Source organism: Sphingomonas cannabina, assembly GCF_021391395.1.
GTDB lineage: Bacteria > Pseudomonadota > Alphaproteobacteria > Sphingomonadales > Sphingomonadaceae > Sphingomonas > Sphingomonas cannabina.
The window spans coordinates 1809627-1823430 of the sequence record NZ_CP090059.1; the positions used below are offsets into that span (position 1 = coordinate 1809627).

The 13804-nt window shown below is 69.8% G+C and carries 14 protein-coding genes; 12 read left to right on the top strand and 2 right to left on the bottom strand.

The window, feature by feature from the left end; translation table 11 throughout:
- Positions 1–26 precede the first annotated feature (26 nt).
- The 4 genes from LZK98_RS08695 to LZK98_RS08710 all read left to right on the top strand — a co-directional run bounded on the left by LZK98_RS08695 (position 27) and on the right by LZK98_RS08710 (position 5726).
- Positions 27–1787: an SPOR domain-containing protein gene (locus tag LZK98_RS08695; RefSeq protein WP_233786083.1), complete on the top strand. Its 1761-nt coding sequence runs from the start codon at positions 27–29 to the stop codon at positions 1785–1787.
- Positions 1784–2953 carry a deoxyguanosinetriphosphate triphosphohydrolase gene (locus LZK98_RS08700; RefSeq protein WP_233786084.1) on the top strand — a complete coding sequence of 390 codons (1170 nt, stop codon included), beginning with the start codon at positions 1784–1786 and terminating at the stop codon, positions 2951–2953. The genes LZK98_RS08695 and LZK98_RS08700 overlap by 4 nt, the downstream gene beginning before the upstream one ends.
- A gap of 95 nt (positions 2954–3048) precedes the next feature.
- Entirely contained in the window at positions 3049–4566 is a 1518-nt protein-coding gene (locus LZK98_RS08705) for a DUF1800 domain-containing protein (protein WP_233786085.1), read from the top strand.
- A 5-nt stretch (positions 4567–4571) separates the two neighbouring features.
- Complete coding sequence (locus tag LZK98_RS08710; protein WP_233786086.1) at positions 4572–5726, top strand: DUF1501 domain-containing protein; 1155 nt, start codon at positions 4572–4574, stop codon at positions 5724–5726.
- 161 nt (positions 5727–5887) lie between these two features.
- Here the strand turns inward: LZK98_RS08710 and LZK98_RS08715 are convergent, their stop codons facing one another.
- Positions 5888–6214 (bottom strand): hypothetical protein, encoded by a 327-nt coding sequence (locus LZK98_RS08715; RefSeq protein ID WP_233786087.1) that lies wholly within the window; start codon positions 6212–6214, stop codon positions 5888–5890.
- A 271-nt stretch (positions 6215–6485) separates the two neighbouring features.
- Between LZK98_RS08715 and argS the strand changes: the two genes are divergently transcribed.
- The 8 genes from argS (at position 6486) to tatC (ending at position 13367) form a co-directional block, all read left to right on the top strand.
- Complete coding sequence (gene argS / locus LZK98_RS08720; RefSeq protein ID WP_233786088.1) at positions 6486–8216, top strand: arginine--tRNA ligase; 1731 nt, start codon at positions 6486–6488, stop codon at positions 8214–8216.
- Entirely contained in the window at positions 8213–8944 is a 732-nt protein-coding gene (locus LZK98_RS08725; protein WP_233786089.1) for an SPOR domain-containing protein, read from the top strand. Before argS ends, LZK98_RS08725 begins: the two co-directional genes overlap by 4 nt.
- A 613-nt stretch (positions 8945–9557) precedes the next feature.
- Entirely contained in the window at positions 9558–10562 is a 1005-nt protein-coding gene (nagZ, locus tag LZK98_RS08730) for a beta-N-acetylhexosaminidase (protein ID WP_233786091.1), read from the top strand.
- Positions 10563–10580: 18 nt separating this feature from the next.
- Positions 10581–11309, top strand: a complete 729-nt coding sequence (locus LZK98_RS08735) for a segregation and condensation protein A (RefSeq protein ID WP_233786092.1) — start codon at positions 10581–10583, stop codon at positions 11307–11309.
- Positions 11306–11881, top strand: coding sequence for an SMC-Scp complex subunit ScpB (scpB, locus tag LZK98_RS08740; RefSeq protein ID WP_233786094.1), 576 nt, complete (start codon positions 11306–11308; stop codon positions 11879–11881). The genes LZK98_RS08735 and scpB overlap by 4 nt, the downstream gene beginning before the upstream one ends.
- A 28-nt stretch (positions 11882–11909) precedes the next feature.
- Entirely contained in the window at positions 11910–12134 is a 225-nt protein-coding gene (locus tag LZK98_RS08745; protein ID WP_233786096.1) for a twin-arginine translocase TatA/TatE family subunit, read from the top strand.
- A gap of 58 nt (positions 12135–12192) precedes the next feature.
- On the top strand, positions 12193–12591 hold the full coding sequence (gene tatB, locus LZK98_RS08750; RefSeq protein WP_233786097.1) for a Sec-independent protein translocase protein TatB: 399 nt from the start codon (positions 12193–12195) through the stop codon (positions 12589–12591).
- Positions 12588–13367: a twin-arginine translocase subunit TatC gene (gene tatC / locus LZK98_RS08755; protein WP_233786099.1), complete on the top strand. Its 780-nt coding sequence runs from the start codon at positions 12588–12590 to the stop codon at positions 13365–13367. Before tatB ends, tatC begins: the two co-directional genes overlap by 4 nt.
- A 39-nt stretch (positions 13368–13406) precedes the next feature.
- Here the strand turns inward: tatC and LZK98_RS08760 are convergent, their stop codons facing one another.
- Entirely contained in the window at positions 13407–13541 is a 135-nt protein-coding gene (locus LZK98_RS08760) for an entericidin A/B family lipoprotein (protein ID WP_233786100.1), read from the bottom strand.
- Positions 13542–13804 lie beyond the last annotated feature (263 nt).

Below are 13804 nucleotides of genomic sequence, written 5' to 3' on the forward strand. Positions count from 1 at the left end.
GGCGTCGGCTTGATCCGGCGTCGGTCATGAAGCTTTCGACGGTCCTCCGGGCCGGTCTCTCCGCCGCAGCGCTGACGCTATTGCCAGCGATGCTGCCGGCGCAGGAGGTCGTGCCTCCGCCCACGCCCAATGCCGACGCGCTCGCCGCGCAGATGCGCGTGCTCGCCTCCAATCCGCGCGACCTCAACGCGCTTATCACTGCGGGCGATCTCAGCGTGAAGCTCGGCGATCCGCAGGCGGCGATGCGCTTCTTCGACCGGGCGGAGGACGTCTCGCCCGGCAATGCGCGCCTGCTCGCCGGCAAGGCCGGAGCGTTGGTGCTGCTCGAGCGCCCGGGTGAAGCGCTCAGCTACTACGACCGGGCCGAACGTGCCGGCGCCTCGATGACCGGCTATCTGGCCCAGCGCGGCCTTGCCTACGACCTGATCGGCCAGTCCGGCTACGCCCAGCGCGACTATCGTCGCGCACTCGAGACCAACCGCGACGACGAGACGGTGCGGCGGCTCGCGCTGTCGCTAGGCATCTCGGGCAAGCGCGACGAGGCGATGCAGCTGCTCGACCCGCTGTTGAGGCGCAGCGATCGTGCCGCGTGGCGCGATCGTGCCTTCATCCTGGCGATGACCGGCGACCTGCCCGGCGCTGAGCGGATCGCTACCAGCATGATGGTGAACGGCGCGGCGATGGCGCCGTTCTTCCGCCGCCTGGCCGCGCTGGCACCGGCCGACCGCGCCTTCGCCGTCCATTTCGGCGAGCCCACGCCGACGCCCGCGCGCACCGCCGACGCCCGGCTGGCGCCACCGCTGGCGCCGCTGCCCGGGGAGGCCGCTTCTCCCGCGAGGACGGCGACCGCAATGGCGGAACGCCCGCGCCCCGAGCCGCACAGCCGCGCATCGCAGGGACGCGTCCCGCCACGGACTTCCACACCCACTCCAACTCCGACGCCGACACCCACGCCGGCCGCGGCGCCGACGCAGCTTGCCAGTGCCGCGCCGCGTAGGCCGACGGTCATCGATGCGCCGAGGCGAGAGACGCCAGCGCAGGGCTGGGCGATGACCGCGGATGCCACGCCGCCCCGCTCTGCGCCGGTGCCGACTCCGACACCTGCCGCGACTCCAACGCCCACGCCAACCCCGACACCGCCGCCGACTGCGGTGACACCTGCTTCGTCTGCCGCGACACCGGCGCCGACTGCGGTGGCGTCCGCTCCCTACACCACGACACAAGCGCCGACTCCGGCACCCGCAGCGCCGCCTCCAAGTTCCGGCCAGTCGGTGCTCGCCGCGATCATCGCGAGGATCAGCATTCCGGCCTCGGAACTCGAGCGTCCGGCGTCGCCTCCACCGACCCCACGGCCGGTCACCGTGAGGAAGGCGGAGCCGAAGCAGCCCGATCCCGCTCCTGCCGCGACGGCAAGCAAGCCCGAACCGAAGAAACCAGACCCAAAGAAGCCGGACCCGAAGAAACCCGACCCGAAAAAGCCAGACCCGAAGAAGCCCGATCCGACCAAGACCGAACCCGCGCGTATCTGGGTCCAGGTCGCGGGCGGGGCCAACGCCGCCGATCTCGGCAAGGACTGGAAGCGCCTCGCTGCCAAGTCGCCCGCCGCCTTCCGCGGCAAGACCGCCTGGACCACGCCGCTGCGCGCGACAAACCGCTTGCTCGCCGGCCCGTTCAAGACGCAAGGGGAGGCCATGGCCTTCGTCAACCAGCTCGCCAAGGACGGCTCCTCCGCCTTCATCTGGCAGAGCCCGGCCGGGCAGAAGATCGACAAGCTCGGCGTGAAATGAGCGCGCTCGCGCCCTGGGCGGCGGACCCCGCGCGGACGCGCGGGCGGCTCCATCCTGAGCCCGGCGATCCCGAGCGCGGCCCGCGCGACGCCTTCCAGCGCGACCGCGACCGGGTGATCCACTCGATCAGCTTCCGCCGCCTCCGCCACAAGACCCAGGTGTTCATGGCGCCCGACGGCGACCATTTCCGCGTCCGCCTGACGCACAGCCTGGAAGTCGCGCAGATCGGCCGCACCATCGCCCGCGCGCTCGGCCTCAACGAGGACCTGACCGAGGCGCTCTGCCTGGCCCACGATATCGGCCATCCGCCGTTCGGCCATGCCGGCGAGGATGCGCTGGAGACGGCGCTGGCGGGGCAGGGCGGCTTCGACCACAACGGCCACACCCTGCGTGTCGTCACCCACCTCGACTCGCCCTATCCGCGCTGGAGCGGCCTCAATCTCACCTGGGACACGCTGGAGGGCCTCGCCAAGCACAACGGCCCCATCTGGGAGCCGGGCTGGGCGCTGGCCGAGGCGGACGCCGCCTTTCCTCTCGACCTCCATAGCTGGCCGTCGCTGGAAGCACAGGTCGCGGCGATCGCCGACGACATCGCCTATGACAACCACGACATCGACGACGGCCTCCGCGCCGGCCTGCTGACGCTCGACCAGCTCCTTGAGGTGCCGATGGTCGCGCGCGGCTGGGACGCGGTACGCGCCCGCCACCCCGACGTGCCGCCCGACAAGCTGGTGCGCGAGCTGGTCCGCTCGCAGATCGGCACAATGGTCAACGATCTCATCACCGAGACCCGCGCCGCGGTGACCGGCAAAGGGGTCGCCAGCGTCGACGACGTCCGCGCGGCCGGCGAGCCGCTCGTCCGCTTCTCCGCGGCGATGCGCGACGAGGAGCGCGCGCTCAAGCGCTTCATGTACGCCAATCTCTACCACCACCCGAGCCAGCTCACCGCGGCTGGCGTCGCGCGCGAGATCGTCGCCGGCCTGTTCGCCGCCTATCGCGAGGACCCGCTCCATCTGCCCGAGGAGTGGCGCGCACGCCTGCCGGAGGACGAGCCCGGCCGCAGCCGCCACATCGCCGACTTCATCGCCGGCATGACCGACCGCTACGCCGCTCGCCATTATGAGGCGATCACCGGCCGCAAGCCGGCGCTGTCCGACGCGTTCTGACGCGAACCGCCCGATTTGAGCGACGAACCGATGAGCCGGTAAATTCCTGCGACAGGTCGCGGGTAGCATCTTCGCATGACCCGAAGAGGACGATCATGACCGTCGCCGCCATCGCGCTCAATCGGTTCGGTCTCGGTGCGCAGCCCGACGACGGCGTGCCCGACGATCCCAAGGCCTATCTGCTCGCGCAGTTCGACCGATACGACCCGCGCCCGCCCGCGCTGGCGGAGGCGCAGACCACCGCCGCGGTCTCGTCCGAGCTCGCCGCCTATTTCGATGCGCAACGCCAGAATCGCGCCGATCGCAAGGCGCCGCCCGGAGCAATGATGCCGGCCGCCGGGGGCACGCCGCCGGCCATGACGGCGTCGCCGCCGATGCAGCCTGCGATGACGGGGCAGAAACCTTCAGCGCCGACTGGTGCGCCGCTGGACCCCGTGATGGAGGCGCGCCGCCTCGCCCAGCGGCAGAACCGGCAGGTCTATATCGATTCGGCCGGCCTGCGCGCCAATGCCGCGCTCGCCACGTCCGCGCCGATGGTCGAACGGCTGGTGCATTTCTGGGCGAACCACTTCGCCGTCTCCGCCGACAAGCTTGAGGTGATCGGCCTCGCCGGCCCGTTCGAGTTCGAGGCGATCCGCCCGCATGTCCTCGGCAGCTTCCGCGACATGCTCTACGCCGTGGAGCGCCATCCGGCGATGCTGATCTATCTCGATCAGGCACAGTCGATCGGCCCCGACTCCCCGTTCGGCGCGCGCGCCGCCCAGCGCAATCCGAAGCGCCGGCCCGGCCTCAACGAGAATCTCGCGCGCGAGATCATGGAGCTCCACACGCTGGGCGTGCGCACCGGGTACACCCAGGCCGACGTCACCGAATTCGCCCGGGCGATGACCGGCTGGACGACGGCTGGGCTCGGCCGTGGCGGCGGCGGTGGTGCCCGCAATGCCGGCAATCCCGGCGACTTCGTGTTCGTGCCGCAGCTGCACGAGCCGGGCGTGCGCACGATCATGGGCAAGAGCTACCCGCAGCAGGGCGAAGCGCAAGCCGCGGCGGTGCTCGACGACCTCGCTGTCCATCCGGCGACCGCGAAGCATGTCGCCACCAAGCTCGTCCGCCATTTCGTCGCCGACGATCCGCCGCCGGCCGTCGTCAAGCGATGCGAGGGGGCCTTTCTGAAGTCGGACGGAGACCTGCCCACCGTCTATCGCGCGCTGATCGACTCGCCCGAGGCCTGGGCGCCGCAGCCCGCCAAGTTCAAGACGCCGTGGGAATGGTCGATCTCGATGATGCGCGCGCTGGGGATGCAGCAGATCGGCGCGCAACAGATATTCGGACTCCAGCAGCAGCTCGGCCAGCCGGTGTGGAAGCCGGGCCAGCCCTCCGGCTGGGACGACATCGCCGGCAGCTGGGCCGGCCCGGACGCGATCATGCGCCGCGTCGAGGCGGCCCAGCGCTTCGCCGCGCGCGCCGGCCAGGTGATCGACGCCCGCGAACGCGCCGAGCAGCTCTTCCCCGGCACGCTCACCCCCGCCACCCGTCAGGCGATCGCCCGCGCCGAAAGCCCCCAGCAGGCCGTGGCGCTGATGCTCGTCGCCCCCGAGTTCATGCGGAGATAGCCCAGATGATCGTCACCCGCCGCCGTTTCGTCTCCTGGGGCTCCGCCGCTGCGCTGTCGGCGCTGGCGCCGCGCATCGCCTTCGCCGCGGCGCCGACCGACCGCCGCTTCGTCTTCATCATCCAGCGCGGCGCCGCCGACGGGCTCGGCACGCTGGCGCCGGTCGGCGATCCCGCCTTCGCCCCCGCGCGCGGCCCCCTGGCCGAGGATTTCGCGACCGGCGCCAAGCTCGACGGCATGTTCACGCTGCATCCCGCGCTCGCCGGCGTGGCCGGGCTCTACAAGGGCGGCGAGGCGCTGTTCGCCCACGCGGTCGCCTCGCCCTATCGCGACCGCTCGCATTTCGACGGCCAGAACGTGCTCGAGACCGGCGGGACCAGCGCCTACTCGGTCAAGGACGGCTGGCTCAACCGCCTGCTCGGCGTGCTGCCCGAGCCCGAGAAGCGCGGCATGGCGATCGCCGCGACGGTGCCGATGGCCCTGCGCGGCAAGGTCGACGTCGCCTCCTATGCCCCCTCGGCGCTGCCCGATGCCTCCGACGACCTGATCGCCCGCGTGACCACGCTCTACGCCAGCGACCCGCAGCTCCACGAGCTGTGGGAACAGGCGGTCGCGACGCGCCAGCTCACCGGCGACCTCGCCGCCAACAACGGCCAGAACGCCGCCGCGACCGGCACGCTCGCCGCCAAGCTGCTCGCGCCCGCCGACGGCGCGCGGGTGGCGATGATCGAGACCGGCGGCTGGGACACCCACGCCGGCCAGCGCGGCCGCCTGGCGGCGCAGCTGAAGGGCCTCGACGCGATGATAGGCGCGCTCAAGGCGGGGATGGGCCCGCTGTGGTCCGACACGATGGTGCTGGTCGCGACCGAGTTCGGCCGCACGGTGGCGGTCAACGGCACCGGCGGCACCGATCACGGCACGGCGTCGGCGGCGATGCTGTTCGGCGGCGCGGTGAAGGGCGGGCGCGTGATCGCCGACTGGCCCGGCCTCACCCAGGCCGACCTCTACGAAGGCCGCGACCTCAAGCCTACCACCAGCCTCGACGCCTTCATCGCCGGCGCCGCGGCCGAGCATTTCGGCATCGAACCCGCCCGGATGGCGAAGGCGCTGTTCCCGACCGTCGGGCCGGTGAAGCCGGTCGAGGGGCTGGCGCGGGTTTGAGGCGCATTGAACTCGTCGTCATCCCGGCGGAAGCCGGGATCTCATGCGGCGACGCGATACGGCCTGAGATCCCGGCTTTCGCCGGGATGACGGATATCCGAGCAAGAAAAAGGGCGCGGCCATGACAGCCGCGCCCTTCTCCACGCATACAACCTGTGGGATCAGTCGCGCGCGGCGGTCTCGAAACCGGTCGAGCCGGCAGCCGCGAACTGCGCCCGGCGGGCGGCGCCGCGGCTCTCGGCAACGCTGAAGGCGACCGGCTGGCCGGCGACGTCGCCGCTGACGCGGCCGCCCTTCACGACCAGGCGGAACTCGCCGCCGGGCTGGGCATGGCCGACGAGCACGGTGTTGCCGGCAGCGTCGGTCTCGGTGTTGTAGGTGTAGGTGCGACCCTCGAGGCGGAAGCTGTTGGCCGGCTCGCCCGCGAAGGCGCTGGTGGCGCCGAGGGCAAGGGTGGTGGCGAGGGCGATCTTGAAGAACTTGGTCATGACGTAACCTCCCGTTGGAAAACGCAGGCCGTCAGCACCCTCTCCGCAGCGTGTCTGTTGCGATGCACAATTTATATTGCGGCGCACAAAGTTTCGTCAAAAGCATTGGTTGCGATTGCAGTTGCACCATATGCAATCGGTGACGGGGCCAAGGAGGCATCCATCGGAAAAGGGAAGCGAGGCTCAAACTACCTCGCTACCATCACCGCCGCGTGACCTCGGGCCCTGAAGCCGCTAAGCGGCGCCACTTCCCTATCCATTGGATCCAGCGATGACCCTCTACGCCCGTTTCGCCGCCCATCTCGATGCCGCCCTCGACGCGCTCACCGTGTCGGGCGTGCTGCCGGCTGGGCTGGAGCGACGCGCGGTCACCGTCGAGCCGCCGCGGGACACCTCGCACGGCGACCTCGCTACCAACGCCGCGATGGTGCTGGCCAAGCCCGCCGGCACCAATCCGCGTGCGCTGGCCGAGGCGCTGTCGGCCGAGCTCGCCAAGGTGCCGGGCGTCTCCGGCGTCTCGGTCGCCGGCCCGGGCTTCATCAACCTGACGCTCGACGACGCCACCTGGCGCGGCGAGCTGGAGGCGATCCACGCCGACGGCGCCGACTATGGCCGTTCGCGGGTGGGCGAGGGGATCACCGTCAACGTCGAATATGTCTCGGCCAACCCGACCGGCCCGATGCACATGGGCCATTGCCGCGGCGCGGTGGTGGGCGATGCGCTCGCCAGCCTGCTCGAGGCCGTCGGGCACAAGGTGATCCGCGAATATTACGTCAACGATGCCGGCGGCCAGGTCGACGTGCTCGCCCGCTCGGCGCACCTGCGCTACCGCGAGGCGCTCGGCGAGGACATCGGCGAGATTCCGGAGGGGCTCTATCCGGGCGACTATCTGGTCCCGGTCGGCCGGGCGCTCGCCGCCGAGTTCGGCGACCGCTACGTCGGCAAGCCCGAGAGCGAATGGCTCGTCCCCTTCCGCCAGCGCGCGGTCGCGGCGATGATGGCGCTGATCAAGGCCGACCTCGCGCTGCTCGGCATCCACCACAATCGCTTCGCCTCCGAGGCCGAGCTCCAGGCCGAGAAGAAGCCCGAGGCGGCCGAGGCGTGGCTGCGCGAGCACGACCTCGTCTACGACGGGATGCTCGAGGCGCCGAAGGGCGAGACGCCCGAGGATTGGGAGCCGGTAGAGCTGCCCCTGTTCCGCTCGACCCGCTTCGGCGACGACCAGGACCGGCCGATCAGGAAATCCAACGGCAGCTGGACCTATTTCGGCGCCGACGTGGCCTATCACTGGCAGAAGGCGCAGGAGGCGGACCAGCTGATCGACATCTGGGGCGCCGACCATGCCGGCACGGTCAAGCGCATCGTCGCGGCGGTGCAGGCGCTGACCGGCGGCAAGACCCGGTTCGACGTCAAGCTCGTCCAGATGGTCCGCCTGCTCCGCGCCGGCGAGCCGGTCAAGATGTCCAAGCGGGCCGGCAACTTCGTCACGCTTGCCGATGTCGTGCGTGAGGTCGGCAAGGACGTGGTCCGCTTCACCATGCTGACGCGCAAGGCCGATGCCCAGATGGACTTCGACTTCGCCAAGGTGGTCGAGGCGTCGAAGGACAATCCCGTCTTCTACGTCCAGTACGCCCACGCCCGCGTCCACTCGCTCCACCGGCGTGCGGCCGAGGCGGGGCTGGTGCTGCCGCCCGCCGACCTGTCCCGTCTTGATACGACCGAGCTCGGCCTGGTGAAGCTCGCCGCCCAGTTCCCGCGCGTGGTGGAGGCAGCGGCGGCGGCGCGCGAGCCGCACAGGATCGCCTTTTATCTCTATGACTTGGCGGCAGAGTTTCACGCGCTGTGGAATATGGGCAACGACGATCCGTCGCGCCGCTTCCTGCTTCCGGATGATACAGCGCTCTCCGCCGCGCGGCTTTCCTTGGCCGATGCGATCGGGCAGATTATCCGCAACGGCCTGGCGATCATGGGAGTGGAGGCCGTCGAGGAGATGGGCGGATGACCACCGCGGAGGGCGAGGGGGAAGGCTATCGCGAGGAAGACCGGCTTCCCTGGTTGGAATCGGCCGAGGAGGACTATCGCGAAGGCCCCTCCATCTCGCGCGTGATCGCAGCGATCATCCTCGGCCTGATGCTGATCGCGGTCGCGATCTACGGCTACAATTGGTGGCGCAACCATCGCACCACCGGCGGCACCGGCGAGCTGATCAAGGCGCCGCCGGGCGACTATAAGGTCAAGCCCGATCAGCCCGGCGGCATGAAGGCGGACGGAGAGGGCGACACCGTGTTCGCCACCTCCGAAGGCAGCGCCGCCAACGGCGCGATCGATACCGGCGCGGTGCCCGAGACGCCGGTCGCCGGCCGGACCGCGACCGCGCAGGGCCCGAGCACGAAGGGCACGGCCACGGTGGTAGCGGCGGTTCCGCCATCTGGCGGCACGCTCACCGCCAGGACCCCCACGGTGCCGGCACTGCGCCCGAACGACGGCGGCGGGCATGGTTCGCTGGTCCAGCTCGGCTCCTTCCCGAGCGAGGCCGCGGCCAACGCTGCCTGGACCCAGCTCTCGAAGCGCATCACCTACCTCGCCCCGCTCGGCAAGTCGGTCGAGAAGGCGGAGGTCAACGACCGCACCGTCTACCGCCTCCGCGTCAACGCCGGCAGCGCGGGCGCGGCGACGGCGCTCTGCGGGAAGCTGAAGGTCGCCGGGGAGGCGTGCTTCGTTCCGAATTAGGGGTGGGCCAACATCGACGCACGTCGCGGTGCAAAGTCCTAAGCCCCTCCCCTTCAGGGGAGGGGTTGGGGGTGGGGAAGTGCGGCAGGCGGTCCGGCTCGTGGATAGCCCCCACCCCAACCCCTCCCCTGAAGGGGAGGGGCTAAATTGCTGAGCGTCGATCCGCTCTCGGACGAATAGCCTAGTCGCGCTTGCAATGTAGGATTTCGCCTGCTCGGCTCGCCCGGCCCGATCCGCGCGAGTGCCGGTCCGCTCTTTGACCTCGTCGATTTTGCCCATGTCGCGCCGCAGTCGCCTCGGTGTCGCATCCGCGTCGCGTTGGTGTCGCGTCGCTGTCGCGTCGCTGTCGCGCCTGTGTCGCGTTGCTGTCGCGTCCCTGGCGCGTCGCCGCCGCGATCCCGTCGCATCCGCGCAGCGTCAAGACGGACCGGCTCGCAAACACGTGACCTGAGTCAACTTAGTCAACATTTGTTGGAGTTCCCGGCACCGGAAACCTCGTCCGGACGGAGCCGTTTCTACCTATGACTTTCGTGACCTTCGACGGTTTTCCGCCACTTTTCGCGCCTGCCCGACGACCTTCGACAAGCCCGCCGCGAGCGGCTAGGGAAACGGCATGAAGCCCGTCATCTACGGCCTGTCCGGCCCGTCGCTCACTGCCGACGAGCGCGCCTTCTTCGCCGCCGCCGAGCCCGCCGGCTATATCCTGTTCAAGCGCAACACCGTCGACCGCGCCCAGGTCCGCGCGCTCACCGACGAGCTGCGCAGCCTCGCCGGCCGCGACGATCTTCCCATTCTGATCGACCAGGAGGGCGGCCGCGTCGCCCGGATGGGGCCGCCCGAATGGCCCGCATTCCCCGCCGCCGCCGCTTTCGACGCGCTCTACGACACCGCGCCGATGTCCGCGATCGAGGCGGTGCGGTCGAACGCCCATGCGCTCGGCCTGATGCTGGCCGAGGTCGGCATCACCGTCGACTGCACGCCGCTGCTCGACCGCCGCTTCCCGGAGACGACGGCGGCGATCGGCGACCGGGCCTTCGGCGGCGATGCGATGCAGGTCGCCGCGCTCGGCCGCGCGACGCTGGAGGGGCTGGCGCGTGCCGGCGTGGTCGGCGTGATCAAGCACATGCCCGGCCATGGCCGCGCGGTGGTCGACAGCCATCACGAGCTGCCGGTGGTCAACGCCGACGACACAGCGCTGGAGGAGGACATCCGCCCGTTCCGCACGCTCGCCGTGTCGGCGCCGATGGGCATGACCTGTCACGTCGTGTTCAAGGCCTGGGACCCGGACCACCCCGCCACCCTCTCGCCGACGGTGATCCATGACGTCATCCGCGGCCGCATCGGCTTCGACGGCCTGCTGATGACCGACGACATCGACATGAAGGCGCTGTCCGGCACCGCCGGCGAGAAGGCAGCGGCGGCGATCGCGGCGGGCTGCGACATCGTCCTCGACTGCTGGGGCCGCATGGATGAGATGGTCGACATCGCCGACCGCCTCGGCGACATCGCCCCCGAGAGCCGCGCCCGCCTCGACCGCGCCATGGCCAGCGTATCGCGGCCCGACGGCGACTTCGGCGAGCTGATCGCGAAGCGCGACGAATTGCTGGCGCTCGCCTGACCTGCTTTACTGCACCGGATGAGCGACCCCGACACGCTGACGCTCGACCTCGACGGCTGGGAAGGTCCGCTCGACCTGCTGCTGGCGCTCGCCCGCAACCAGAAGGTCGACCTCAAGGCGATCTCGATCCTCCAGCTCGTCGAGCAATATCTCGCCTTCATCGAGGCCGCCCGCGACCTCAAGCTGGAGATCGCCGCCGATTACCTGGTGATGGCGGCGTGGCTGGCCTACCTCAAGTCGGCACTGCTGCTGCCCCGCGATCCCGAGGAGGTGCCCAGCCCCGAGGAGCTGGCGCTGCGCCTCCAGCTCCGCCTCGAACGGCTGAACGCGATGCGCGAGGCGGGAGGCCGGCTGCTCGCCCGCGACCGACTCGGTCGCGACGTGTTCCTGCGTGGGGCGCCGGAGGGGCTGCGCACCGTCCGCAAGGCGCGCTGGGAAGTTGAGATCTACGACCTGATCGCCGCCTACGGCCGGGTCAGCGCGCGCACCCGCCCGGTGATGCACGTCGTCGCAGCACGCGACGTAATGACGCTGGAGGAGGCGATCGAGCGCGTCTCGACCCTGATCGGCACCGCCATCGACTGGGCGACGATCGAGACCTTCCTGCCCGAGGAGGCGGAGGGCAGCTACCGCAAGTCGGCGCTCGCCTCGAGCTTCGTCGCCGCGCTGGAGCTGGCGCGACAGGGTAGGGTGGAGCTCCGCCAGAAATCCCCGTTCGCACCGCTCTACTTGAGGGCGCCGGCATGACCCCGCCCGACGATCTCGTCCGCGCGGTCGAGGCGGTGCTGTTCGCCTCGGAATCGCCACTGACCGTCGCCGAGATCCGCCTGTATCTGGGAGCCGAGGCCGACGTGCCGAGCGCGCTCGACACGCTTGCCGGGGCCTATGCCGGCCGCGGCATCGAGCTGGTCGAGCGCGGCGGGCGCTGGCACTTCCAGACCGCGGCCGATCTCGCCCATCTCCTCCGGCGCGACCGCGAGGAGCCGCGCAAGCTCACCCGCGCCGGCATCGAGACGCTGGCGATCATCGCCTATCACGAGCCGGTCAGCCGCGCCGAGATCGAGGCGATTCGCGGCGTACAGACCGCCAAGGGCACGCTCGACGTGCTGATGGAGGCGGGCTGGGTGCGCCCCGCCGGCCGCCGCGAGGTACCCGGGCGGCCGCTCACCTATGCGACGACATCGGCCTTTTTGAGCCACTTCGGCCTCGCCAGCCGCCGCGATCTGCCGGGCATCGACGACCTCAAGGCGGCCGGCCTGCTCGACCCGATTGATCTAGCCCTTGAGAATGCCGTGGAAAAGGACGCCGAGGATGACTAGATAGGGTCCGGCACAAGGAGATTTTTCGATGGGTGGTTTCAGCCTGATGCACTGGCTGGTGTTCGGCGTGGTCGCGATCCTCATATTGGGCGGCGGTCGCTTCTCGAACATGATGGGTGACGTTGCCAAGGGCATCAAGAACTTCAAGAAGGGCATGGCGGAGGAAGATGAGCCGACGCGGATCGAGGGGCAGCGCGCTGCTCCGGAGCCGTCGTACCGCTCCGAATCCGAGCGCGTCCGCGAGGAGCGCTGACCTTTCCCTCTTAGGCCTGGAGCGCGCCGGCCCCGGTCGGCGCGCCGCGGACGGTTGAATGTTCGACATCGCGCCTTCCGAATTCCTGCTCGTCGCGATCGTCGCGCTGCTCGTCATCGGTCCCAAGGACCTGCCGAAGGCGATGCGCTTCGCCGGCTATTGGGTCGGCCGCGCGCGCGGCGTCGCCCGCCAGTTCCGCAGCGGTTTCGACGCGATGGTGCGCGAGGCCGAGCTCGCCGAGATGGAGAAGAAATGGGCGGAGGAGAACGCGCGGATCATGCGCGAGCATCCGCTCGATTCGACGACTCCCGCGCTGCCGGCGCCTGTCGAGCCGGAAGCGACGCCCGCCGATGAGACGACCGAGCCGATGCTGACGCCGAAGCCGGAGATCACGACCGAGCCTTCGCCCGAGGCCCCCGAACTGCCGCTCGGCGAGCCGCACAAGACCCTGCCGTGAAGGACATCGACGACACCCAGGCTCCCCTGCTGGAGCACCTGATCGAGCTGCGCCGGCGCCTGCTCTACTGCGTGGTCGCGCTGGTGGTATGCTTCGGCGCCTGCTTCTACTTCGCGCGTGAGATCTTCGCCTTCCTGGTCCAGCCGCTTGTGCACGCAGGCCAGAACAAGGTGATCTTCACCCAGATCTTCGAGGCGTTCTTCGTCCAGGTGAAGGTCGCCTTCTTCGCGGCGATGATGATCTCGTTCCCGGTGATCGCCAATCAGCTCTGGCAGTTCGTCGCTCCCGGCCTCTACCGCAACGAGAAGCGCGCGCTGCTGCCGTTCCTGATCGCGACCCCGGTGCTGTTCATCGCCGGCGCGGCGCTCGCCTATTACATGGCGATCCCGATCGCGCTGCATTTCCTGCTGAGCTACCAGGGCGATCTCGGCGGCGTGCAGCAGGAAGCGCTGCCGTCGGTCGGCAATTATCTGTCGTTCGTGATGCAGTTCCTGTTCGCGTTCGGGCTCGCCTTCCTGCTGCCCGTCGTACTGATGCTGCTCGAGCGGGCCGGCATCGTCACGCGCAAGCAGCTGGTGAGTGCGCGCCGTTACGCGATCGTCGCGGCGTTCGGCCTGGCGGCGGTGCTGACGCCGCCGGACATCGGCTCGCAGCTCCTGCTCGCGATTCCCCTTGTGCTGCTCTACGAGCTCGCGCTGATCGGCATCTGGTTCACCGAGCGCCAGCGAAGCCGCGAGGCCAAGCGGGCCGAAACCACCGAGGCTACCGAGGCCTGAAAAAGGGGCCGCGCACTCGGCGCGGCCCCTTCCATATAATTACTTAGCGTCGTTGGCGGTCTTGGCGACCGTGTTACCGGCGGACGAGACGTCCCGGCCGACGCCTTCGACGGTGTTGCACGCGCCCAACGCCAGCGTGGCGGCGAGAGCGAGGGCAGCGGTGATCTTGCGCATGATAGACGCTCCATGAGTGATGAAATCGGTCCGGAGGTGAAACGACCGAAGGCGCGGTATCGTTCCCGATAGGCGATGAACGCAGCATTGACCGGGATGCGCCGAAAGGACGGCCGAAAAAGATGTAGGCCCGGAAGCGTCACCGGGGGGGGAGGGTAGACGCTTCCGGGCCCATGTCTTGGATAGCGAGAGCGGGGGGGCAAAAGGTCACTATCCGAAGCGCAGAACGCTCCTTGTGATCCCCGGTTCCCATTTCTCGAAAA